The 24,451-nt window shown below is 34.0% G+C and carries 21 protein-coding genes; 2 read left to right on the top strand and 19 right to left on the bottom strand.

Annotated elements, in window-relative coordinates; translation table 11 throughout:
• Positions 1-7: 7 nt before the first annotated feature.
• From pyrH to ylqF, 14 genes are all read right to left on the bottom strand, one after another.
• The gene (gene pyrH / locus QQM35_RS07595) at positions 8-730 is read right to left on the bottom strand and encodes a UMP kinase (RefSeq protein WP_251516523.1); all 723 of its coding nucleotides are present in this window, start codon (positions 728-730) and stop codon (positions 8-10) included.
• A 133-nt stretch (positions 731-863) separates the two neighbouring features.
• Positions 864-1,742: a translation elongation factor Ts gene (gene tsf / locus QQM35_RS07590; RefSeq protein ID WP_251516519.1), complete on the bottom strand. Its 879-nt coding sequence runs from the start codon at positions 1,740-1,742 to the stop codon at positions 864-866.
• A gap of 92 nt (positions 1,743-1,834) precedes the next feature.
• Entirely contained in the window at positions 1,835-2,623 is a 789-nt protein-coding gene (gene rpsB / locus QQM35_RS07585) for a 30S ribosomal protein S2 (RefSeq protein WP_251516516.1), read from the bottom strand.
• A 442-nt stretch (positions 2,624-3,065) separates the two neighbouring features.
• Positions 3,066-3,839, bottom strand: a complete 774-nt coding sequence (codY, locus tag QQM35_RS07580) for a GTP-sensing pleiotropic transcriptional regulator CodY (RefSeq protein ID WP_251516513.1) — start codon at positions 3,837-3,839, stop codon at positions 3,066-3,068.
• A 24-nt stretch (positions 3,840-3,863) separates the two neighbouring features.
• A complete protein-coding gene (gene hslU / locus QQM35_RS07575) occupies positions 3,864-5,270 on the bottom strand; it encodes an ATP-dependent protease ATPase subunit HslU (protein ID WP_251516510.1) in 1,407 nt (468 codons plus the stop codon).
• Positions 5,271-5,371: 101 nt separating this feature from the next.
• The gene (gene hslV / locus QQM35_RS07570; RefSeq protein WP_418128544.1) at positions 5,372-5,914 is read right to left on the bottom strand and encodes an ATP-dependent protease subunit HslV; all 543 of its coding nucleotides are present in this window, start codon (positions 5,912-5,914) and stop codon (positions 5,372-5,374) included.
• A gap of 3 nt (positions 5,915-5,917) precedes the next feature.
• Entirely contained in the window at positions 5,918-6,841 is a 924-nt protein-coding gene (gene xerC / locus QQM35_RS07565) for a tyrosine recombinase XerC (RefSeq protein ID WP_418128542.1), read from the bottom strand.
• A gap of 84 nt (positions 6,842-6,925) precedes the next feature.
• On the bottom strand, positions 6,926-8,233 hold the full coding sequence (gene trmFO / locus QQM35_RS07560) for an FADH(2)-oxidizing methylenetetrahydrofolate--tRNA-(uracil(54)-C(5))-methyltransferase TrmFO (protein ID WP_251516506.1): 1,308 nt from the start codon (positions 8,231-8,233) through the stop codon (positions 6,926-6,928).
• Positions 8,234-8,378: 145 nt separating this feature from the next.
• Entirely contained in the window at positions 8,379-10,445 is a 2,067-nt protein-coding gene (topA, locus tag QQM35_RS07555; protein WP_251516504.1) for a type I DNA topoisomerase, read from the bottom strand.
• A gap of 159 nt (positions 10,446-10,604) precedes the next feature.
• Positions 10,605-11,486 (bottom strand): DNA-processing protein DprA, encoded by an 882-nt coding sequence (dprA, locus tag QQM35_RS07550; protein ID WP_251516502.1) that lies wholly within the window; start codon positions 11,484-11,486, stop codon positions 10,605-10,607.
• A gap of 211 nt (positions 11,487-11,697) precedes the next feature.
• On the bottom strand, positions 11,698-12,603 hold the full coding sequence (sucD, locus tag QQM35_RS07545) for a succinate--CoA ligase subunit alpha (protein ID WP_251516500.1): 906 nt from the start codon (positions 12,601-12,603) through the stop codon (positions 11,698-11,700).
• Positions 12,604-12,624: 21 nt separating this feature from the next.
• Positions 12,625-13,791: an ADP-forming succinate--CoA ligase subunit beta gene (gene sucC, locus QQM35_RS07540; protein WP_251516498.1), complete on the bottom strand. Its 1,167-nt coding sequence runs from the start codon at positions 13,789-13,791 to the stop codon at positions 12,625-12,627.
• 101 nt (positions 13,792-13,892) lie between these two features.
• A complete protein-coding gene (locus QQM35_RS07535) occupies positions 13,893-14,663 on the bottom strand; it encodes a ribonuclease HII (RefSeq protein ID WP_342610586.1) in 771 nt (256 codons plus the stop codon).
• Positions 14,664-14,677: 14 nt separating this feature from the next.
• The gene (gene ylqF, locus QQM35_RS07530; RefSeq protein ID WP_251516494.1) at positions 14,678-15,538 is read right to left on the bottom strand and encodes a ribosome biogenesis GTPase YlqF; all 861 of its coding nucleotides are present in this window, start codon (positions 15,536-15,538) and stop codon (positions 14,678-14,680) included.
• Positions 15,539-15,898: 360 nt separating this feature from the next.
• Here ylqF and QQM35_RS07525 point away from each other — a divergent pair, with 360 nt between their 5' ends.
• On the top strand, positions 15,899-18,469 hold the full coding sequence (locus tag QQM35_RS07525; protein ID WP_342610306.1) for a YfhO family protein: 2,571 nt from the start codon (positions 15,899-15,901) through the stop codon (positions 18,467-18,469).
• A 61-nt stretch (positions 18,470-18,530) separates the two neighbouring features.
• Positions 18,531-21,158 carry a YfhO family protein gene (locus QQM35_RS07520; RefSeq protein ID WP_251943068.1) on the top strand — a complete coding sequence of 876 codons (2,628 nt, stop codon included), beginning with the start codon at positions 18,531-18,533 and terminating at the stop codon, positions 21,156-21,158.
• A 428-nt stretch (positions 21,159-21,586) separates the two neighbouring features.
• Here QQM35_RS07520 and rplS read toward each other — a convergent pair whose 3' ends face one another.
• From rplS to QQM35_RS07495, 5 genes are all read right to left on the bottom strand, one after another.
• The gene (gene rplS, locus QQM35_RS07515) at positions 21,587-21,937 is read right to left on the bottom strand and encodes a 50S ribosomal protein L19 (protein ID WP_251516488.1); all 351 of its coding nucleotides are present in this window, start codon (positions 21,935-21,937) and stop codon (positions 21,587-21,589) included.
• A gap of 103 nt (positions 21,938-22,040) precedes the next feature.
• A complete protein-coding gene (gene trmD, locus QQM35_RS07510; RefSeq protein ID WP_251516485.1) occupies positions 22,041-22,778 on the bottom strand; it encodes a tRNA (guanosine(37)-N1)-methyltransferase TrmD in 738 nt (245 codons plus the stop codon).
• A complete protein-coding gene (rimM, locus tag QQM35_RS07505) occupies positions 22,778-23,284 on the bottom strand; it encodes a ribosome maturation factor RimM (protein ID WP_251516482.1) in 507 nt (168 codons plus the stop codon). The genes trmD and rimM overlap by 1 nt, the downstream gene beginning before the upstream one ends.
• Before the next feature lie 214 nt (positions 23,285-23,498).
• Positions 23,499-23,765 (bottom strand): 30S ribosomal protein S16, encoded by a 267-nt coding sequence (rpsP, locus tag QQM35_RS07500; protein WP_251516480.1) that lies wholly within the window; start codon positions 23,763-23,765, stop codon positions 23,499-23,501.
• A gap of 182 nt (positions 23,766-23,947) precedes the next feature.
• Positions 23,948-24,451 carry a hypothetical protein gene (locus QQM35_RS07495; RefSeq protein ID WP_251516477.1) on the bottom strand — a complete coding sequence of 168 codons (504 nt, stop codon included), beginning with the start codon at positions 24,449-24,451 and terminating at the stop codon, positions 23,948-23,950.

Raw genomic sequence — 24,451 nt, 5'->3', positions numbered from 1 at the left:
CCTCTGATTATTTTGTAATTAATGTTCCTATTTTTTCACCCGTCACTGCACGTTTGATGTTACCTTCTTCAGTAATAGAGAATACATTCAATGGAATATTGTTATCCATACAGAATGATGATGCAGTAGAATCCATAACTTGTAATCCTTCTTGTAACATTTGGATATGTGTTAAATGATCATATTTAACTGCATCTTTATCTACTTTAGGGTCTGCTGAATATACACCATCAACATTATTTTTACCCATCAAGATTACATCAGCTTCAACTTCTGCTGCACGTAATGCTGCTGTCGTATCTGTTGAGAAATATGGATTTCCAATACCTGCCGCGAAGATAACTACGCGACCTTTTTCTAAATGTCTAATTGCACGGCGTCTGATATAAGGTTCAGCTACTTGTTTCATTTCGATTGATGTTAACACTCTTGTATCACATTCTAGCTGTTCTAAGCTATCTTGTAATGCTAATGCATTCATTACAGTGGCTAACATGCCCATGTAATCCGCAGTACCACGATCCATTCCTAAATCGCTTCCTGTCTTACCTCTCCAAATATTTCCGCCACCAACGATAACTGCAATTTCGCAATCCATTTTTGATACTTCTGTTAACTGTTCAGCAATACTTTTGATGATGATTGGATTAATACCAAAACCGTCATTTCCTGCTAGTGCTTCGCCACTTAATTTTAAAACAACACGTTTGTAATTAGAAGTTTGAGCCATTGTCTTATCCTCTCTATTGTAAAAATATGTAAATGATACAAGTAAAGAAGACACAATAGTGATTCCGATACAAAAGCGTTCCTCTCATATGGATTACAGAAGGTGTCTTCTTTCTTGTTCTAATTATAATTAATTATTTCATTTGTCCTTTAACTTCATCAGCAAAGTTTTCTTCGCGTTTTTCCATACCTTCGCCTACTTCGTAACGTACGAAGTCAACAAGTTTACCACCTTTAGATTTTAAGAAACCTTCTACTGTTTGGTCAGGATCTTTTACAAAGTTTTGGTCAACTGCACAAATTTCTTGTAAATATTTACGTAAACGACCTTCAACCATTTTTTCTACGATGTTTTCAGGTTTACCTTCGTTTAATGCTTGTTGTTTTAATACGTCTTTTTCATGTGCGATTTCATCTTCGCTAACTTGCTCAGATGATACATATTTAGGGTTGATTGCAGCGATGTGCATTGCAACATCTTTAGCGGCATCTGAATCATCAGTACCTTCTACTACTGATAATACACCGATACGTCCACCCATGTGTAGGTAAGAACCGAATGCATCATTGTCTGATTTAGTTCTTACTGCGAAACGACGGATGCTAAGTTTTTCACCGATTGTTGAAATCGCTTCTTTCATGCGTTCGTCAACTGATTTACCATTTGGTAATTTAGTTTCTAATAAAGCTTCTACAGTTTCTGCTTTAGTTTCTAGAACTTGAATAGCAATTTCTTTAACTAACTCTTGGAAACCTTCGTTTCGTGCTACGAAATCTGTTTCAGAATTGATTTCTACGATTGCTGCCTCGTTACCTTTTTGTTCAACATGTACTAAACCTTCAGCAGCGATACGGTCTGACTTTTTAGCAGCTTTAGCAATACCTTTTTCGCGTAGGAAATCTACCGCTTTATCGATATCACCATCAGTTTCTGTTAGCGCTTTTTTACAGTCCATCATACCTGCGCCAGTTTTTTCACGTAATTCTTTTACAAGTTTAGCTGAAATTGCCATTACATATTCCTCCAATGTTAATAATTTTCAATGTATTTATTTTAAAAAAAGGTGATAAGCCTTTTTATCTTATCACCCATTTTACATTATTCTTAGTTTGATTCAACAGAAGTGTTTTCTTCAGTTGTTTCTTTATCAGTAGCTTCTTCTGAATCTTTCATATCGATGTTCTGTTCTGCAGCTACTTCTTCATTTGATACACCTTGTTGACCTTCTAAGATTGCGTCTGCCATCTTACCAGTTAATAATTTAACGGCACGGATAGCATCATCGTTTGCAGGGATAACATAATCTATTTCATCAGGATCACAGTTTGTATCCACGATACCTACGATAGGGATGTTTAATTTACGTGCCTCTGCAATTGCGTTGCGCTCTTTACGAGGGTCAACAACAAATAATGCTTCAGGCATTGATTTCATATCACGAATTCCGCCTAAGAATTTGATTAAGCGATCGTATTCTTTTTTAAGTTCTACAACTTCTTTTTTAGGTAATACTTCGAATAAGCCATCTTCTTCCATTTTTTCAATTTCAGAGATGCGTTTGATACGTTTTGAAATCGTCTTGTAGTTAGTTAAAATTCCGCCTAACCATCTTTGGTTAACGTAGAATTGACCTGAACGTTCAGCTTCTGCTTTAACTGACTCTTGAGCTTGTTTCTTAGTACCTACGAATAATACTTTACCGCCATCTTCTGATAATTGCTTAACGAAATTGTAAGCTTCTTCTACTTTCTTAACTGTTTTTTGTAAGTCGATAATATAGATACCATTTCTCTCAGTGAAAATGTATCTTTTCATTTTTGGGTTCCAACGGCGTGTTTGGTGACCGAAGTGAACACCTGCTTCTAGCAATTGTTTCATTGAAATTACTGCCATGATTAAATTCCTCCTATTGGTTAATTACCTCCACAAAAAGCTCATATAAACACGATACATTTGTACCGCACCCTTTATACTTACACTCTTTGTGTGTGTATTGGCTTTATAGCCGTGAACTAATATACCACATTTATGTGTTTTCCGCAAGCATTTCATTTTCACATTTATAAATATTTTTGAAACCCCCGGAAAATTATTTGAATTTCAACTATTACATAAATTATTTATAAATAACATACCCTCTCAATTTTCTAGGACTTTATCTGAGAAAAAATTAGCCTATAAATTCACAAAAATAATGGAAAAAACAATCCCTATATGTTTTCAATAGAAATTGTCTTTTCCACTCATAAGAGAACTTTAACTCCTAAGCTCAATTAGATAAAAGTAATTGTCAGCATTTATATATTAATTCATCAACTTAATTTACGATTAAAAATTATTTATTTCGTTCTAACTCATCTAAAAACTTATCTTTTTTAACTTTAATGAATGTACCTTTCATACCTAATGAACGTGATTCAATGACACCAGCACTTTCAAGCTTTCTTAACGCATTTACGATTACTGAACGTGTGATGCCTACTCTGTCAGCTACTTTTGAAGCGATAAGCAAGCCTTCATTACCACCTAATTCTTCGAAAATATGTTCAATTGCTTCACTTTCTGAATATGATAATGAATTGATAGCCATGTTGATTGCTGCTTTGTCACGTGCTTCTTTTTCTACTTCATTATGTTTTTCACGTAAGATTTCCATACCGATAACTGTTGACGCATATTCACCGAGTACTAAGTCGTTTTCAGAGAAATCATCTTGCACTCTTCCAAGTACTAAAGTACCTAAACGTTCTCCACCACCTAAGATTGGGAAAATTGTAGTTCTACTATCAATGAAAAAGTCTCTATTTTCAGGTGGAAAAACAGTTAACACGTTATCGATATCGATATTTGATTGTGTTTCTTTAACATCCATTAATTGGTCTGTATATTCCCCTGGAATATGACGATTTTCTAGCATTTGGATGATACGTTCATGCTTTAAAAGTTCATTTAAACTTGACCCAAGTATTTTACCTTTTCTTGATACGATGAATACGTTAGTTACAGTAACACTACTGATTGTTTGGGCAACATCTTTAAAGTCAACCGCAATTCCTTTGTGCTTTTGTAAAAGTGTATTTAGTTCTCTCGTTTTTGATAGTAAACTCATATTACTTCTCCTTTGTGATAAATTTTATAAGATAAATGCACTTAAATCTTTGTTGGTTGAAATTGATTTTAATTTGTCATCAACGTATTGTGGCGTAATGTCAACAGCTACGTCTGGCATGCTTGGTGCTTCAAATGACAAGTCTTCTAACATTTTTTCTAATATTGTATGCAATCTACGTGCACCAATATTATCAGTATCTTGGTTAACTTGGAAAGCTATTTCTGCTAAACGTTTAATCGCTTCATCAGAAAAGTTAACAGTTACTTGTTCTGTGTGTAGCAGTGCTTCATATTGTTTAATTAATGATAATTTAGGTTCAGTTAATATTCTTACAAAGTCATCTACTGATAGACTTTTTAATTCTACACGAATTGGGAAACGACCTTGTAATTCAGGTATCAAATCACTTGGTTTCGCAACATGGAAAGCCCCTGCTCCGATAAATAGCATATGTTCCGTATTTACAGTACCATATTTAGTTTGGATCATGCTACCTTCAAGTATAGGTAAAATGTCTCTTTGAACGCCTTGCCTAGAAACATCTTGTCCTGAATTTTGGTTGTTCGTTGCAACTTTGTCAATTTCATCAATGAAGATGATGCCCATTTGTTCTGCAAGCTCTAACGCTTCTTGATTTGCTGATTCATGATCAATTAATTCATCAGCATATTGATCAGTTAAAATCTTACGCGCTGACTTAACTGGGATTTCTTTTTCTACCTTTTTCTTTGGTAAAAGTTGATTCATCATATCTTGCATTTGTTGATTTTGATTTGTTCCTAACATCCCCATAGCACCTGGGTCTTGTTCAACTTTTATTTTCACTTTTTCATTTTCTAGCTCGCCTTGTTCAAGTTGTTTTTTAATTTCTGAACGTTTTGTTTTAATTTCTTCTGTTGGAGGTTCTTCTTCCTCATCATTGTTTTGACCAAAGTTTGGCATTGCGCCACCGAACAGTGATTCAAGTGGATTACTACTATTTTGACTCGCTTTCTTCTTCATGCTTGGAACTAATAATTTTACTAACTTATCATTGGCCTTAACTTCAGCTTCATCTTGTACGACTGCTTTCTTTTGATCTTTGACTAAGCGTACAGCAACATCAACGAGATCTCTCACCATACTTTCAACGTCACGACCAACATATCCCACTTCGGTAAATTTCGTTGCTTCAACTTTTATAAAAGGAGCACCTACGATTTTCGCCATACGTCTTGCTATTTCTGTTTTACCTACACCAGTTGGTCCCATCATTAATATATTTTTTGGTGCAATTTCTTGTTTTTCTTCTTCAGATAATTGGCTTCTACGATATCTATTACGTAACGCAATTGCGACTTTACGTTTCGCGTCATCTTGACCCACAATATATTGATTTAATTCGGAAACAATATCTTTTGGGGTTAAACTTATACCTTTCGTCTCCATTATAAAACCGACCTCCGATTTTTAATACTTACTTCTTATTTAAATAAATCTATAACTTTAAAATAATTGTATTATTTTCCCTAAATAGCGAATGACTTTCGTTATAACTCTTCTACAACAATCTGATCATTTGTAAACACACAAATATCAGAAGCTACCTTTAGACTTTCATAAGCCATTTCTTTAGCGCTTAAGTTCGTAGCATGTCGTTTCAATGCACGTCCTGCACTTAATGCATAATTACCGCCTGATCCTATTGCAATAATATCATCATCAGGAGCAATCACTTCACCTGTTCCGCTTACTACAAGAATAGCATCTTTATCCATGACGATAAGCATCGCTTCTAATTGGCGTAATTGTTTGTCACCACGCCATTCTTTAGCTAATTCAACAGCTGCTCTTTCTAGATTCCCGCTAAATTGTTGTAATTTCGTTTCGAACTTTTCAAATAACGTGAATGCATCTGCAACACTACCAGCAAATCCAGCCAGAACTTTATCATTATATAAACGTCTAACTTTTCTAGCTGTCTGTTTCATTATAACTTGTTCGCCTAATGTGACTTGCCCGTCGCCAGCCATCGCTGAGTGGCCATTATGTTGCACTGCGTAAATAGTAGTTGCATGAATTGAAGTACTCATAATTTAATTCTCCTTTTTAGCACGTGGATGTGCGTTTAAATAGGTTTTACGTAATTGTTCATTTGTTACATGTGTGTATCGTCCTGTAGTTGATAAATTAACATGTCCTAACAGTGACTGGACAGTTCTTAAGTCTGCACCTTCGTTCAACATGTGTGTTGCGAAAGTGTGGCGCAACTTATGTGGATGAATATCCGTTACGCCTGATGTTCGCTTAACGATATCATTAAGCACGTAACGTACCCCGCGTTCAGTAATAGGGGCACCATTCATATTCACAAGTAAATAATTGTGATCTTGGTAATTGAGTGGTGAGAACATCGATTGATAACGTTCAATACTTTGTTTACAAAACTCCCCAAAAGGAATAAAACGTTCTTTACCGCCCTTACCTAACACTTTAACGCCTGGTAAATTCATATCCAAGTCAGTAATTTGTATATTCACTAATTCTGAAACCCTGATACCAGTAGCATAAAGTAATTCTAAAATCACTCTATCGCGTAAACCTTTTTTTGCGTCTTTTTCAACGGTTTCAAACAAAGCTTGCATTTCGGCTTCGTAAAAGAAGTGCGGTAAATACTGTTCTTTCTTTGGATGTACAAGTTGTACGAACGGATTAACGATCGTGTCATCTTGCGTCATCCAATATTCATAAAAACTTCTTAGCGTAGAAATTTTACGAGAAACAGTAGTTCTTTTCAAGCCTTTTGAATATAAAAAACTCAAATAGTTTCTAGCATCTTTGTATTGAAATGTATTCAAATTTAAAAGTTCTTGTTCTAAAAAAGTATTAAACTGATGTAAGTCGTCATGATATGACTTTAATGTGTGTTGAGAAAATTGTTTCTCTGTTTTTAACATATATAAATATGATTGTTGGATTTCTTCCAAAAAAATCCCTCCATACAATATGAATTGTAGCATATTGATAGAGGGAACTGCGAAAAATAACTATAAAGTTGTATCATATTTTCAAAATATTATAATCAATCTGTCGCAAACGTTATATTAAAGTGTTTTCTTGAAATTATCTAAATAATCTAAAGCACGATGAGCTAATTTTTCATAGCGTTCTTTTTTATCTTTAATTCGTTTTTCAAATGCAGGTAGTAAACCAAAGTTTGCGTTCATTGGTTGAAAGTTCTTATCATTTTTGGCATTTGCAATATAGTGAGCCATACTTCCGAGCATTGTTTCTCTAGGGAATATAACTTCACCTTTTTCTTGTAGTTTGTGTGCTAAGTTGATACTAGCGATTAAACCACTTGCTGCACTTTCAACATAACCTTCTACGCCAGTCATTTGACCTGCAAAGTATAAATGCTCGTGACCCATTAATTCGTATTTCTCGTTTAACACATCAGGTGAATTGATAAATGTATTACGATGCATCACGCCATATCTTACAATATCAACATTTTCTAATCCTGGAATGAGATGAATAACTTCTTTTTGTGCGCCCCATTTAAGGTGCGTTTGGAAACCTACGATATTGTATAACGTTCCAGCTGCGTCATCTTGTCTTAATTGAACAACTGCATAAGGTCTTTCACCTGTTTTAGGGTCTTCTAATCCTACCGGTTTCATAGGTCCAAAGAGTAATGTTTTACGACCACGCTCTGCCATAACTTCAAATGGCATACAACCTTCGAAATATTTCTCTTTTTCAAACTCATTAACGGGTGCAACTTCTGCTTCTAGTACCGCATCATAAAATCGATTGAACTCTTCTTCTGTCATTGGGCAATTTAAATATGCTGCTTCGCCTTTATCGTAACGTGATTTTAAATAGACTTTATTCATATCAATGCTATCTTTCTCAACAATTGGTGCAGCCGCATCATAGAAATACAATTGATCTTTACCGGTAATGTCTACAATTTCTTGTGCTAAGTTTTCAGTAGTTAACGGACCAGTTGCAATAATTGTATAACCTTCTGGTATATGATTAACTTCTTCATTCAATACTGTAACGTTTGGATGATTCTTTAAAGTTTCCGTAATATATCCTGCGAAATCATGACGGTCTACCGCTAATGCGCCACCAGCAGGTACACGCGCTTTATCCGCTGCACTTATAACAAGCGAATCTAATCTTCTCATTTCTTCTTTTAAAACACCTACTGCATTCGTTAGAGCATTACCTCTTAATGAATTTGAACAAACAAGTTCAGCAAATTTATCTGTGTGATGCGCTGGTGTTTGTTTCACCGGTCGCATTTCTATTAAATTTACCTTTATTCCTCGTTGCGCTAACTGATAAGCTGCTTCTGAACCAGCTAAACCAGCACCAACGACGTTAACAGTTTCTACCATAAATTTTCCTCCATTTCATTAAAAAAGCAACTCAGACACGTTTATAAGTAAAATCCACTCCTACTTTATAATCTTCGGCCTGAAGTTGCTTATCATATTGTTTATTTAAAAGCTTGTCATACATAACAGCTTAAATGATATAAAATTATTTTTGTTCTTCTTCCTTGTAATCGCAGTTTGAACAAACCACTTGGCTCTTTCGTCTTTGTTTTTTCTCAACTAAGTAATGTTCACACTTAGGACAAGATCTTCCTACTGGTTTATCCCATGTAACGAAGTCACATTCTGGATATCTAGAACAACCATAAAATACTCTGTTTTTCTTAGATTTTCGTTCTACGACTTCACCTTTGTGACATGTTGGGCATTTTACTCCAATTTCTTTTACAATCGCTTTAGTATTTCTACAATCAGGGAAATTTGAGCATGCCATAAATTTACCATAACGCCCCATTTTAATTACCATAGGGGAACCACAAACTTCACAATCTTCGCCTGCAGGTTCATCTTTTATTTCAATTTTTTCCATCTCTTCTTCCGCACGTTCAACGTCTAGTTTAAAACTACTATAAAAATCAGAGATAACTTTCTTCCAACCAATATCACCAACAGCAATTTTATCTAAAAGCGTTTCCATATTGACAGTGAAATCTACATCGATAATTTCAGGGAAATAATCTTTCACTTGTTCATTTACGATTTCACCTAATTCTGTTGGTACGAAACGTTTACTTTCATTTTTAACGTAATTACGTTTCTGAATTGTATCAATTGTTGGTGCATATGTTGATGGTCGTCCGATCTTTAACTCTTCTAATGTTTTGACTAAACGTGCCTCTGTATAGCGAGGAGGTGGCTGCGTAAAGTGTTGTGAAGGTTCAATCTTAGTTGCTGTAACCATTTCGCCTTCTTCGATATTAGGTAGTTTATTTTCTTTACCATTATCATTATCATCTTTTGATTCTACATAAAGCGTCATGAAACCTTTAAATTTAATCGTTTGACCATTAGCTCTAAATTTAATGTCGTTTTGAGTTAAATCTAACGCTACAGTATCTAGTATAGCTGGTGCCATTTGACTAGCAACGAAACGTTCCCAAATTAACTTGTATAATCTATATTGATCTCGAGTTAAAAACTGTTTCATTTCGCTTGGCGTACGATTTGAACTTGTCGGTCTAATCGCCTCGTGCGCATCTTGATCACCTTGTCCTTTAGCCTTTCTACGGGAGACATAAGATTTTCCATAAGTTTCCTCGATGAAGGACTTAGCTTCTGCTTTTGCTTGATCTGAAATACGTGTAGAGTCTGTACGCATATACGTAATTAAACCAACTGTACCTTTACGTTTCAAATCGATACCTTCATATAGTTGCTGGGCTAACATCATTGTTTTACGTGCTTTAAAATTCAATTTTCTTGCTGCTTCTTGTTGTAATGTAGAAGTAGTAAATGGATTAGATGGTTGACGCGTCTTTTCTTTTTTAGTGACTTTCGTTACTTCAAATTGGTCCCCATCTAATTGAGTCGTAATTTTATCTACTTCATCTTTATTTGGTAATTTAAACGGTTTATCTTTTAAATGTAAAAATTTAGCATTGAATTTAGAACGTTTATATCTAAATTCACCTTCAATTTTCCAATATTCTTCCGGATTGAAGTTTCGAATTTCATTTTCACGATCAATCACTAATCGTAGTGCCACTGATTGTACACGTCCGGCAGATAAACCTTTTTTAACTTTTTTCCATAAAACCGGTGAAATATTGTATCCTACAAGTCGATCTAGCATACGACGTGCTTGTTGTGCATCTACAAGCTCCATCTCAATGCCTCTTGGATGTTTAAAACTATCTTTAACTGCGTCTTTTGTTATTTCATTAAATACTACTCTGTTTTCTTTTGAATCCTCAATGTTTAAAATATTCGCCAAATGCCAAGCAATTGCTTCACCTTCACGGTCGGGGTCACTCGCTAAATAGACTTTTTTCGCTTTTTTAGCATGTCTTTTTAATTCTTTAACAACTGGGCCCTTCCCACGTATTGTAATATATTTTGGTTCATAATCATTTTCAACATCAACACCCATTTGACTACGAGGCAAATCTCGGACGTGCCCCATCGATGCGATGACTTTATATTTTTTACCTAAATATTTTTCAATGGTTTTAGCTTTTGCAGGCGATTCAACTATGACTAAATTTTCTGCCAAAGTAGTTACCCCCTTGCATTTCTAATTACAAAGATAAATGATAAACGTTGTATTTTGATTTTGTCAATATTTTTAACGTTTATTATATCAAAACTAATACGATGGCAGTAGAAATTTTAAAAAATTTTCATAATTTTTTTGAGATATTTATAAAAAATATCAGTGAAATCTAAGTAAAAAATCTTCTAGAATATCATTTTCTTTAACGATGATTTTAGCACCTTGTTGTGCGCAAAGTAAATTTCCTTTAGTTAATGGATTGAACAGAGACCCTGGCAACACATACACATCTCTATTTTGATCTAATGCAAATTGAGTTGTGATACATGTCCCACTTTTTTCAGTTGATTCTGTGATTAATACGCCTCTTGATAAACCACTGATGAGACGGTTACGTTCTGGAAAGTGATGTTTTAATGGCTTTTCATATGGTGTATATTCACTAATAACTAAGCCATCTTTTTCTAAGTGGGTTCTCAAATGTCGTGTTTCCTTTGGGTAATGGTTCAAATGACCAAAGCCTAACACAGCAATCGTCTTCATGCTAAAATCGAGAGCACATTGATGCGCCATTTGATCAGCGCCTTTTGCTAAACCAGATATAATTGTGAAATGATGCATATTAAATGAAGGAAATAGCTTATTGAGTGCACGTTGAGTATAATTAGTTGCCTGTCTTGAGCCGATGATTGCTAACGTTCTCTTTTCATTAAATAATTGAGGATTACCTTTGTAGAATAAAATTAAAGGTGGATGATAAATTTCTCGCAATAAAGTAGGATATGTAGATTGATAAATTGAAGTATAATGGATTCTCCATTTTTTTAATGATTGCTCGATGTCTTCATTTGTACATTGTATAAATTGATTATGTATTGCTTCCTTATACTTTGATTTAATTCGATTGAGAAACAAACTTAATAAGTACTGACAACGTTTTTCACTCATTTCTAGAAAATTGGGATATTCAGATAGGAGTTGATAAATACGTGTCGTAGTTAATCCAGCGAACCTTAATCTTAGTAAACATTTTGTTTTCATATAAATACGCCCTTTCACACGTATTATACAGTGAATAAGGACATTGTTCCTTTACATAATGGTGTCAAAAATTCTATTAATTTAATGGATTTTTAAAGAGTAAAATTAAAATCAAAAAATAAGTTACTTACAAAAACAAAATGAAACAATGACAAAAAGCACAAACCCTAAATAAGGGCTTGTGCTTTTTCATTTATATCAATCTAACCAATTATTTTACAGTTAATAATTCGTCGTAGATGCCAGCTTTTTTAGCAGCATCGATTAATGTAGTACCGATTTCTGATGGTGTATCAGCTGTTTCAACACCACAATCGTTTAAAGTTTTGATTTTTTCAGATGCAGTACCTTTACCGCCTGAAATAATCGCACCAGCGTGTCCCATACGTTTACCTGGAGGAGCTGTTTGTCCACCGATAAATCCAACTACTGGTTTGTTCATATTTTCTTTAATCCATTGAGCAGCTTCTTCTTCGGCAGTACCACCGATTTCACCGATCATAACAACTGCTTTAGTATCGTCATCTTCATTGAATGCTTTCAATACATCGATAAAGTTAGTACCGTTAACTGGGTCGCCACCGATACCAACAGCAGTAGATTGACCAATACCTTCTTCAGATAATTGATGAACTGCTTCGTAAGTTAAAGTACCTGAACGAGATACAACACCTACGTGACCTTTTTTGTGGATATAACCAGGCATGATACCAATCTTAGTTTCATCAGAAGTAATAACACCTGGGCAGTTAGGACCAACTAGGCGAGTTTTCTTACCTTCCATGAAACGTTTAACTTTAATCATGTCAATTACTGGAATATGCTCTGTAATACAGATTGCTAAATCTAATTCAGCGTCTGTACATTCTAAAATTGCATCAGCAGCAAATGGCGCTGGTACATAAATTACAGATACATTAGCACCAGTTTCTTCTTTAGCTTCTTGAACTGTATTGTATACTGGCACACCTTCAACAACTTGTCCACCTTTACCTGGTGTAACACCTGCTACGATTTGTGTACCATATTCTAACATTTGTTTTGTATGGAAAAGGGCAGTAGACCCTGTAATACCTTGTACGATTACTTTTGTATTTTTATCAACAAATACACTCATTATTGTGCTCCCATCCTTTCCTTACGCTTCGTTTACTAGTTTAACAATTTTTTGAGCGCCTTCAGCCATAGTTGAAGCTGATTCGATTGCTAAACCAGAGTCTTGTAAGATTTGTTTACCGATTTCTACGTTTGTACCTTCAAGGCGAACAACTAAAGGTAAATCTAATTCTACTTCTTTGACTGCCGCTACAATACCTTCTGCGATGACATCACAACGCATGATTCCACCAAAGATATTTACGAAAATACCTTTAACGTTTTCATCACCTAAGATGATTTTGAAAGCTTCTGTAACCTTTTCTTTTGTAGCACCGCCACCAACGTCTAGGAAGTTAGCTGGGTTTCCACCGAAGTGGTTGATTGTATCCATTGTTGCCATTGCAAGACCTGCACCGTTAACCATACAACCGATATTTCCGTCTAATGCAATGTAAGATAAATCATATTTAGATGCTTCGATTTCTTTCGGATCTTCTTCGTCTAAGTCACGTAATTCAACGATATCTTTATGTCTGAATAAAGCGTTGTCGTCGAAGTTGATCTTAGAGTCAAGCGCTAAAACTTCACCTTCACCTGTTGTAACAAGTGGGTTAATTTCAACGATTGAACAATCTTTTTCCATAAATACATTATAAAGACCCATTAAGAATTTAGCTGCTTTACCAACTGATTCTTTAGGGATATTAATGTTGAAAGCAATACGACGTGCTTGGTATGGTGAAAGACCAACAACTGGGTCGATTACTTCTTTAAAGATTTTTTCTGGAGATTGTGCTGCTACTTCTTCGATTTCTGTACCGCCTTCTTCAGATGCCATTAAAGTGACTCTGTCAGTTGCACGGTCGATTACGAAACCGACATAGTATTCTTTTTGAATGTCGCAACCTTCTTCGATATAAAGACGTTTAACTTCTTTACCTTCTGGACCAGTTTGATGCGTAACTAAAGTGTGACCTAATAATTCTTTTGCATAAGTCTCAACTTCAGAAAGAGATTTAGCGATTTTAACACCGCCAGCTTTACCTCTACCACCGGCATGAATTTGAGCTTTAACTACGTAAACCTCTGAGTTTAATTCTTTTGCCTTTTCAACTGCCTCTTCAGCAGTAAATGCTACGCGTCCTTCTGGGACAGCAACGCCCATAGAACGAAAAATTGCTTTACCTTGATACTCGTGGATATTCATTCTCCATCCTCCTGTTTCTTAGGTTAAGTTCATATTTAATTATAAGTAATGAAAGCGCTATTGTAAACTGATTTACTATGTTATTTTAAAATATTTATTAATCAAATATTCTTATAAAGAGATCGAATTGGTTCAAATGACTTTCGATGATGTGCAAGAACACCTTGTTGTCTAATTGCTTCGAGGTGTTGTTTCGTGCCATACCCCGCATTTCGTTCGAAACCATATTCGGGATATCGCTCGCCTAAATCACGCATATAACGATCACGATGTTCTTTAGCTAATACACTCGCAGCCGCAATTGAAACACTTCTTGAATCACCTTTTATAAGTGATTGCTGTTCAATTTCAACATCTAATTCCATTGCGTCAATAAGTAGATGCGTTGGTTGTATTTTTAAACTATCAATAGCACGTTTCATTGCTACTTTTGTAGCTTCATATATGTTCATTGAATCAATCTCTTCTACTGATGCATAGCCGTAAGCATAATCACGCAATGTCTCCGTAAGTTGACGCTCTAAGTGTTGGCGCTTTACGTGAGAAAGTTTTTTCGAATCATTTAAACCAGTATATGCATGATCCTCATTCAATATGACTGCACAGGCAACAACCGGACCTGCAAGCGGGCCTCTACCCACTTCATCTATACCACAAATCAATGCATTTTCACCATTTTTTAAAATATTATTCTCAAATTGCGACATTGTTTCATATTCTTCAAGTAATCGTTGCTGTTGTTCTAGTTGCTTAACTCTTGATTTAATTGCTTGTTGTACACTTTTTCGTTGGTCGTTATATATTGATAACTGTTGAATTTCATTTATTGTATATACAGATTGTAATAAACCTTTAATTTCCTTAATCGTCATCTTGTCATTCAAAGTTACACGTCCATTTCATCATATAAATCAAAGGTATACGTACCAACTTTTGCATTGCGTACATCATAAATAATTGCGTCTATCACCGCTTCATAATCTACTTCGTTTCCTTTTTGTAGCATACCTCTTCTTCGTCCAATAGCTTCAAACCAATCTAAATTTTCATCTTCGTCAGATAAATCAACATCAAAGTGTTGTTTCAGCCCTTCAATATCATGCGCTTTTAAAAAGTCTAAACCGTATATCGCGACTTCATCTAAATGCACGATACTATCCTTAATCGCACCTGTTATACTCAATTTCTTACCAATTGTTTGATCTTCGAACTTAGGCCACAATATACCAGGTGTATCTAATAGTTGTAATGATTTGCCTACTTTAATCCATTGTTGTTGTTTCGTCACGCCTGGCGTATTACCAGTTTTTGCGATTGATTGCTTGGATAATTTGTTTATGAGTGTTGATTTACCTACATTTGGTATACCGACAATCATCGCTCTAATCGCTCTCGGTTTTAAACCTTTCGCTTTTTCTTTCGCAAATTTTTCTTCTGTTGCTTTAGTTGCGGCTTGCTCTACTTGTTTTAGTCCTTTACCGTGTTTCGCGTCTATTGCGACTGGAAAGTAACCTTGTGCTTTAAAATAAGTTTCCCACTTTTCCAGTTCTTTTAAATTAGACATATCTTTTTTATTTAAAATTACGACACGAGGCTTTTGTTGGATTACTTCATCTATTACAGGATTTCGAGAGCTATATGGAATACGTGCATCGACAAGTTCAAATACAACATCGACCTTTTTTAATTGTTCGGCAACTTCTCTTTTGGCCTTTGCCATATGGCCTGGATACCATTGAATTACCATTTTTATCACCTTTCTATATTCAATTAAACACATTTACAAAATCACTTTTTTCACCATTGCATCATAACATGTGATGCGAACGTGTATAAATTTTGTAGAGAAAGTTTGTTTATTACTTATTATTATAAATGAATTTCTTACAAATAACCTCACTTTTCATAACTCTATTCCTTTTTTAAGGTTAGACTTTTACTCATGGTGATTTTCAAAAATACCATTTTCTTTGCATTGTTACTATTAAAAACGATTATTTTAAATGAGGAATACATATTTTTAAGTAGATTTTAATATTTTATTTTAACTTAATTAAAGAAACATAGTTAAAATGATTATATATCTAAACTTTTTAGGAGATCGCATATGAATCGTAACAAGTTATATATATTTTTATTCTTATTTTTAGCTATCATTGGTCACGGATATATCATTTATCGTTTTTTCCATGATGGCGTTCTTTTCACAGGACCCAATGATGGCATGGAACAAATGGTTCCGATTCAAAAATATTTATATAACCAATGGTCGCATGGCAATTGGTTTTACTCTACTGATTTTGGCTTAGGTGGCGATTTCTTTACTGACTTAAGCTATTATTTCACCACTAACATATTATTTATTATCAATGTCATCATCATTGCATTTTTAAAGATTTTTATTCCGTTAGATACATCTTCTATGATGTTCTGGATGACGAATGCGCTTATAGTTTCAGTCATCAAATCAGCAATTGCAATGTATGCAACGTATCTATATGTAAATTACATTACACATAATAAAAAAATATCACTTTTCACAGCATTTATTTTTGTTGTTTCACCTTTATATTTCCGATTTACAGTCTATTGGCCATTTTTCAGTGACATATTTATCTTATTACCATTATTACTATGGTCAATTGAACGTTATTTAAAAAACGGGAAAATTGGTTGGTTTATAGTTATCAGTGCACTTTCATTGGTAAACAATTTTTACTTTGCATATTATCAATTACTTACAGGTCTCATCTATCTTATTGTAAGACTCGTCTTTAAACATAAAGATGATATACTACCTAGGCTTAAAGCACTGAAAACAATAACAATTGCAGCAATATTAGCGTTAATCTGTAGTTTATTCACCTTTTCACATGGAATTCAAAGCTTTTTAAATAACCGACGCGTACCATTTCGCGGACATGTGGATATGTTTGAAAAATTTAATCAAAATACAGATATTTTTTATGATAATTATTTAATCGTCATATTATTCGTCACTGTACAAGCATTGTTGGCTTTCAAATTGTATAAACATTACTATTTTAGATTATTTGCGGTACTTACTATTATTTCAATCATCGCGAGTTTTGTACCATTTGTTGATCAGTTATTTAATGGTTTATCAGCGCCTCAAAAGCGTTGGCATTACTTGTTAGCATTTAATTCAGCCATGCTTATCGGCTTATACGTTAAACATTTTCGTTCAGTTTCAATAGTAAATTATGTGGTAACGTCTATTCTTGGTTTAGCTATTATCTTCATAAGTGCGTGGCGTTTCGATAATTATGTGGCATGGCTATGGTTTGCACCCGTTGTGACATTGGTCGGTTTATTAGTTTTACTTGTTAACCATAAAAATGAACGTAAAAAACTAAGTTATTTTTATGCAATTGCAATTATGATACTTACTGTTTTTGTTTCAATCGTATTTACACGAAATCAAATTTTCTTCCAAGATCACGTAGAACGTGCGAGCAAATTTTATACGAATGCGAGTAAGTATAGTACGCCATTACAACGACAACTCGTGTCAGAAATGAAACACGATAAAAATGAGGATGAACGCATAGATTGGCGTGTAAACGAACAAGATAATACCCCAATGTATCAAAACTTTAAAGGTTTAAGTCTATATTCAAGTATTTTCGATCATAATATACTTGATTTTTACTACGATGCTATGAAGATCAACTTAAAGAACGAATCACTCAGCAGGTACCAAACTACTAATGGACGTCAAAATATAGCAAGTTTGTTCTCTGTACGTTATTTAATGTTGAAAGAATATCAACATAACGTTCCTGAACATTTTAAACAGATAAAATCATCAGGTCAGTATAGAGTGTTTGAAAACACATTGAACTTACCTGCCGTTTCTGTAACGAATAACGTATATAATGCGCAAAGCATACATTCTGCCATAGATAGAGAGCATGCTATGATGGATGGCGTTATTATGGAAAATCAAGGTAAAAAATACGATGATCAATCACCTAACCTTTTTAGAGAGTCCAAAACAACGTACGAAGATATGAAAAAAATTAGCCATGATAAATATCAACTGAGTAAAGCTGAAGACCGTTTCAAAATCCATATCCCTAAAGATGTACGTAAACGTTATGAAGATTACTATGTGACTATGAAAATAAACCGCGGTCAACCAGATAGTAATTATACTGTCAATGTTAATGGTTATCTCAATAGTAGACTTTTCAACAATTCTACTTATCGCACAGGGGTTGATACACAACTTTATAGAACCAAACCAGATAAAAATGGTAATATATATATTGAACTGAGTCCTAAAGGCACATTTGATGTGAAGTTTCTACGCCTTGATGGTGAAAATTATAAAAAATTAAAACAAGCGAAACAAAAGCGAACGCAAGGTCATCACTATCACGATATTAAAAATGGCGTTAAAGTCAATTTAAAAGAACATAACAAGGGTACAGCAGTAGTTAATATTCCTTATCGTGAAGGGATGGTCGCTTACGTTGATGGAAGAAAAGTCTCACCTAAAAAAGTCAATTATATGATGACGGGCGTGCCAGTTTCATCAAAGGACAAAGAAATAATCATTAAATATCGCCCTAAACTTTGGTATACAATGTTAATTGTTTCTATAATCGGGATCGTTGTTAGTGTAATTTGGGTACGTCGTCGAAAGGACTAACATTCATATGTTAGCTAAATTTAAATTAATAAAAGGAGAATTGCAGTTATGAGGTATGACCATGTTAAATAAGATCTGGTCTAATAAATTTACAAGATTGCTAACCATATTAGCATTAGGGGTCGCCGTAAGCTTTATGGCTTACGCCCCTTATATTTATCGTTACATTACTCAAGGCATTGTCTTTAGTGGATCTGGTGATGGCTATCGACAAATGATGCCTTTCCAAATGTATTTATATGAGCATATTTCCCAATTCAAGAGTTTTTATGATCATTCATTTGGTTTAGGCGGCGATTACATAAAAGATTTATCATATTATTATGCCACATCACCATTTACTTACATTAATTTTATTTTTGTGTGGATTAGTGAAACAGTATTTCATGCTAATCCGCATTCATTACATTTCTGGGCGACAAATCAACTCATTGTTTCATTTTTTAAAGGTGTCGCAGGGTTTGTTATAGCGTTCTATTATTTTAGATATTTGAGATTTAAATTTGTTACCACTTTTATAAGCGCTATGCTATTTGGCGCTTCAACGACAATGATACATTTTAATTTTACTTGGTCTTATTACGGCGATTTATTTATTTTCTTACCTTTATCTTTATGGGGATTGGAACGCTTATTTAAAGAAAGAAAAGCAGGATTATTTATTTTCGCTATTGCTTTAACACTATTTTCAAATTTCTATTTCAGTTACTACGAGGCTATAGTTGTTTTAGCATATTACATATATAGATGTGTTTATCCTCACCCTCAAGATAGCATTACACGCAAACAAAAATTATGGGTTATACCAATAGCGGTGTTCATAAGTACATTAATAGGTATTTGGGGATTCTATACTGGTGTTTCTTCATTTTTAAATAATGATCGTGTCAGTAATCCCCATTTTAAAATTGAAATGTTTACAAACTTTGCTAGACAGAAACATTTCTTCAGTAATGGTTTTTACATAACCGTTTCAATTATTGCCGTCGTAGCACTATTATCGTTTAAGCTATACCGTCATTACTATTATCGTTTATTCGCTGTTGCAACATGGATTATGTTAATTGGTTCATTAACGCCCTACTTCGATAGTATGTTTAACGGTTTTTCAACACCAGAACGACGTTGGGTTTATATCTTAGCATTAACGACGGCTGGTCTGATTGCATTATTTATTCAACATTTATCGGAACTGACATTTAAAGATTATGTCTATGCCTGTACACCAACACTACTCATCATGTTTGTCATGTCATTAGTCGTTAAAAATGAAGTTATGACATGGATGTACGTTTGCTTAGTTCTCATGTTGTTTATCGGTTTGATACTGTTCAAACGTAAACTAATGACGAAACCTTGGACTTTAATAACATTAGTCGCCCTATTACTAATTCAACAAATCGTCATTTTAAGTAATGATCACCATAATAATGTAGTAAGATATGAATCAACTTTAAATAATATGAATGATTCAAGTTATAAAAGTAAAGCACTCAATCAAAGCATTAAACAAGTCAATGAAAAACACAGTGACGATCCTTTATCACGTATAGATTACATGTCGGCATATGGATTGAACTCACCAATGATTTATCATTTTGATGGGATTGCACTATATTCAAGTATATTTGATGGAGATATTTTGAAATACTATGATAAACAACTTCAAATTAATATGCCGGTGGATAAAAATAGTACCTATCGATTAATGTCAAATAGAGCTAACGAGATGGCTTTATGGGACGTCAAAGACCGCTTTAGAAGACCGAATGATTTAAACATGTCTTATGGGTTCAAACAACACGATATTGTAAAACACTCAGATAAAGAATCATTTATTCATTCAACAAACCAAATTGACTATCCAAGTGCACATATCGCACATAAAGTTTACGATAAAGATGAACTGAAATCACCGCTGGACCGTGAACAAGCTATGTTGAAGGGTGTCGTGTTTAACGATAATAAACATAAAGCAAACAGCCATTTAAAATTAAATCAAAATTTATTAAATAAAACTAAATCTGAATTACACAATGCACATCGAGATGATAAAGGTCATTTAATCATCGAACAAGATAAAGGCGGCGTTTCTTATCACCTTCCATCTTCAATTGCTAATAAATATAAAGATATGTATGTTGAGATGGATGTAGAGTTACTCTCTCCTGACAAACAACATGATGTAGCTGTAAATGAATATAACCAACACCGTAATGAACTTTCTTATAAATATAGACGTTTTGTATCGCCTGTAACTATGCGCGTTAAAGCGAATCAAAATTTAGATATTAAATTATCTAAAGGACAATACCGCTTTAACATTAAAGGCATTTATGGTGAAAATTATCATACATTAAAACAAGCTACACATAGGCTAGATAAAGTAGATGTTAAGCAAACACGTTCAGGTTATACAATTCACAAAGATAAAAATGATCATGGTTATATCGTGTTGCCAATGGCCTATAGAGAAGGTATGCATGCACAAGCAAATGGTAAGCAAGTTCCAGTACAACAAGGTAACGGTATAATGACCGTGATCCCAGTAGAAAAAGGACAACAAACGATTAAACTCAGTTATACACCACCACACACACTTTTATTAATTCTCCTAAGTAGTATTGGAATCATACTCAGTATTGGTTTCACATGGTGGTTGAGACACAAGTTAAAAGTTAAAAAATAATTACGTAACAATCCATTTAATTGTTCCGTATAATAAAAAAAGGACGAGTCTGAGATAAACATAGGTTTCTCAGACTCTTTATCAACTTGGCAGTAGATGTCTGAATTGAAAATGCGCTTATAATAAGCTTTTTTCAATCCTAGTCATCCTTGCCGGGATGGGACTGCGAAATCTTTAATAAAAATTCGATTTCTGTCCTACTCCCACTTTTTTATTAACAATTTCAAAATTTGTTCATACATCTATATTTAAACTGACTATTATCGTTTTCGTCTCGATTTCATCAAGTCATCCTTCACAATAAAATGTACATCATAAAATGAAATTTATTATTATACAAAAAAGGTCTGAGACACTGAAAATGTCTCAGACCTTTTTTATATCGTAAATTGCTTAAAACTGTACTTTGTTTAAACCTTATTTGCTGATTAACGAATTTCTTTGATTCGAGCAGCTTTACCACGTAATTCACGTAAGTAGTATAATTTAGCACGACGTACTTTACCACGACGTCTAACTTCGATTTTTTCGATTTTAGGTGTGTGTAATGGGAATGTACGTTCAACACCTACACCTGAAGAAATCTTACGTACTGTGAAAGTTTCTGAAATACCTCCACCGCGACGTTTGATAACTACACCTTCGAATACTTGGATACGCTCACGGTTACCTTCAATAATACGTACGTGTACTCTTAAAGAGTCACCTGGACGGAATGAAGGGATATCTGTGCGTAATTGTGATTGTGTAACTGCTTCGATTAATTTGTGATTACTCATAATTTATTCTCTCCTTCAGCCTATGTTCTTGCCTCGACAAAATATAGCAGCGGACCATAGTGATTTTTCGTGCTTCGCACACTTAAAATATATTAGCACACTGCTATTTATTTTTCAATTGCTTTTTGTGATTTTCCAGTATCTTTTTATCATTATCTGAAAGATCATAATGCTCTAATAAATCAGGACGTTTCTCCCATGTTCTGATTAACTTTTGTTCGTGTCTCCAAGCATCTATATGGGCATGATTTCCTGATAATAACACTTCAGGCACTTCCATATCATTATAATTTCGAGGACGTGTGTATTGAGGAAATTCTAATAAGCCGTCTTGAAAAGAATCATCTTCATGTGACTGTTGATTACCTAGCACACCTGGTAATAATCTTACGATAGCATCTGTCATTACCATTGCCGGTAATTCTCCACCTGTTAATACATAATCACCCATAGAGATTTCATCGGTTACTAAATGTTCACGTATACGTTCGTCATAACCTTCATAATGACCACAAATGAACACAAGATGATCTGATTCACTCAATTCTTGAGCAATTTCTTGACTGAATGGGCGGCCTTGAGGGCACATTAATATAACACGTGATTCAGCTGTTTGTTCAATGTGCTCTAAAGCATTAAACATTGGTTCAGGCTTCAATACCATACCTTGACCCCCACCAAATGGATAATCGTCTACCTGATTGTGTTTATTATTAGCATAGTCACGAAAATTATGCGTATGAACTTGTAATAATGATTTATCTTGCGCTCTTTTTAAAATTGAATGATTTAAAACGCCATCAAACATTTCTGGAAATAATGTTAAAAAATCTATTTTCATTAGTCTAATAACCCTTCCATTGGTGTAATTGTAATACTTCTACCTTCTACGTCTACATCTTTCACCACATCTGCAATATATGGGATTAAATATTCTTTCTCACCTTTGACAATCCAGACGTCATTTGCACCCGTTTCCATAATATTAATCACACGTCCAATTGGCGTGCCCTCATCGTCAAACACAGTACAACCAATAATATCAGAATAGAAGTATTCATGTTCCCCTAATTCGATTTCTTCGTGATCGCGTTCTTGTAATAAAGTTTCGCCCTTTAAATATTCGATATCATTAATATTGTTTACACCTTCAAATGTAACTAAATGAAATCCTTTATGTACTCGGTGTGAAGCGATTGTGAATTCGATAGGTTGTTGATCTTCACGTTCGATTGTCACAATTTCTCCTGGTTGAAAACGTGTATCTGTAAAATCTGAATTTGATTTTATTTTAATTTCACCTTTTACACCATGTGTATTAACGAATTTACCTACTTCAACTTTCATATTCTGTCCCTCCGCTTTTTAAAATTCACACGGATACCCATTGCTGGCCATGTTCCAAACTCACTATATTATAACACGTATCATTACTCAAAGTATTACCTAAATCATAAGCTATAGTTAGATCAACCATAGCAATTTCTAAAATTTAACTTACTAAGTAAAGAAGGCTGAGACAAAAAATGTCTCAGCCTTTAAACTTGCTATACATATCAAACTATTTTAGTTCGTCGAATTTTTTCATAATACCTTGTTTAGATAAGATATTGTGAACAGTGTCAGTTGGTCTTGCACCTTCTTTTAACCATTTTAATGCTAGCTCTTCGTCGATTTTAACTTCTGGAGCTTGAACATTATTTGGGTTGTAAGTACCAATTTGTTCAATGCTACGACCATCACGTGGCGCACGAGCATCAGCTGCTACAATACGGTAGAATGGATTTCTTTTAGAACCTAAACGTTTTAAACGTAATTTAACTGCCATTTATATTCTCTCCTTTAATATGTTTTACTTTTTATTTTCTACAAGAAGTAATGATAACAGTTAAATATCTACTTGTAAAGAGTTTATTCTTTACCATTTCAAAAAATATTGTTTTGTATCATGTCAGGCAGTTAGTGCTATGGAATAATGGATCGAAAGGTATTAACTATTTACCCATGACACTAGTCTTCAATTTTAATTTTACTTTTCGCTACAAAGTAAGATAGAAAACTAAAGACAAAACCAGCTATAAATGAAGAAAAGAGAGTATAACCTTCAATTTGCAGCTGTTTAGTTATGCATAGATTGAATACTATGCTAAATATTAAATACGTAAATACAATGAATATACCGGAAATAAAACATTGAAATCGTATCTTTTTCAATAATTGTCGATATTCGTGCTGAGAAGTAACTAATTCATCTCTTACATCTTCCTTTCTCAAGGAAATCATAACTGTCAATGCTTCTACAAACCCTAAGACCATGAGTAAAATGCTACCTAAAGAAATTTGCTTGAAGTAAGCATCAAAACAAATACTTATAAATGCGAATAAAATTGTGAGATAAAATGAAATAAAAAAGACGCTTACTATCTTTGAATAAATGATTTGTAATTCTCTCTCGTCCTTATCATTAATGAAACCGAGAAAACGTTTCATATGCTTCTGATTGTTTTCATTCAT

The sequence above is a fragment of the Staphylococcus hsinchuensis genome (genome assembly GCF_038789205.1).
GTDB lineage: Bacteria > Bacillota > Bacilli > Staphylococcales > Staphylococcaceae > Staphylococcus > Staphylococcus hsinchuensis.
The sequence above is the reverse complement of the archived record's forward strand: the minus strand, read 5'-3'. Positions and strand labels throughout refer to the sequence as shown.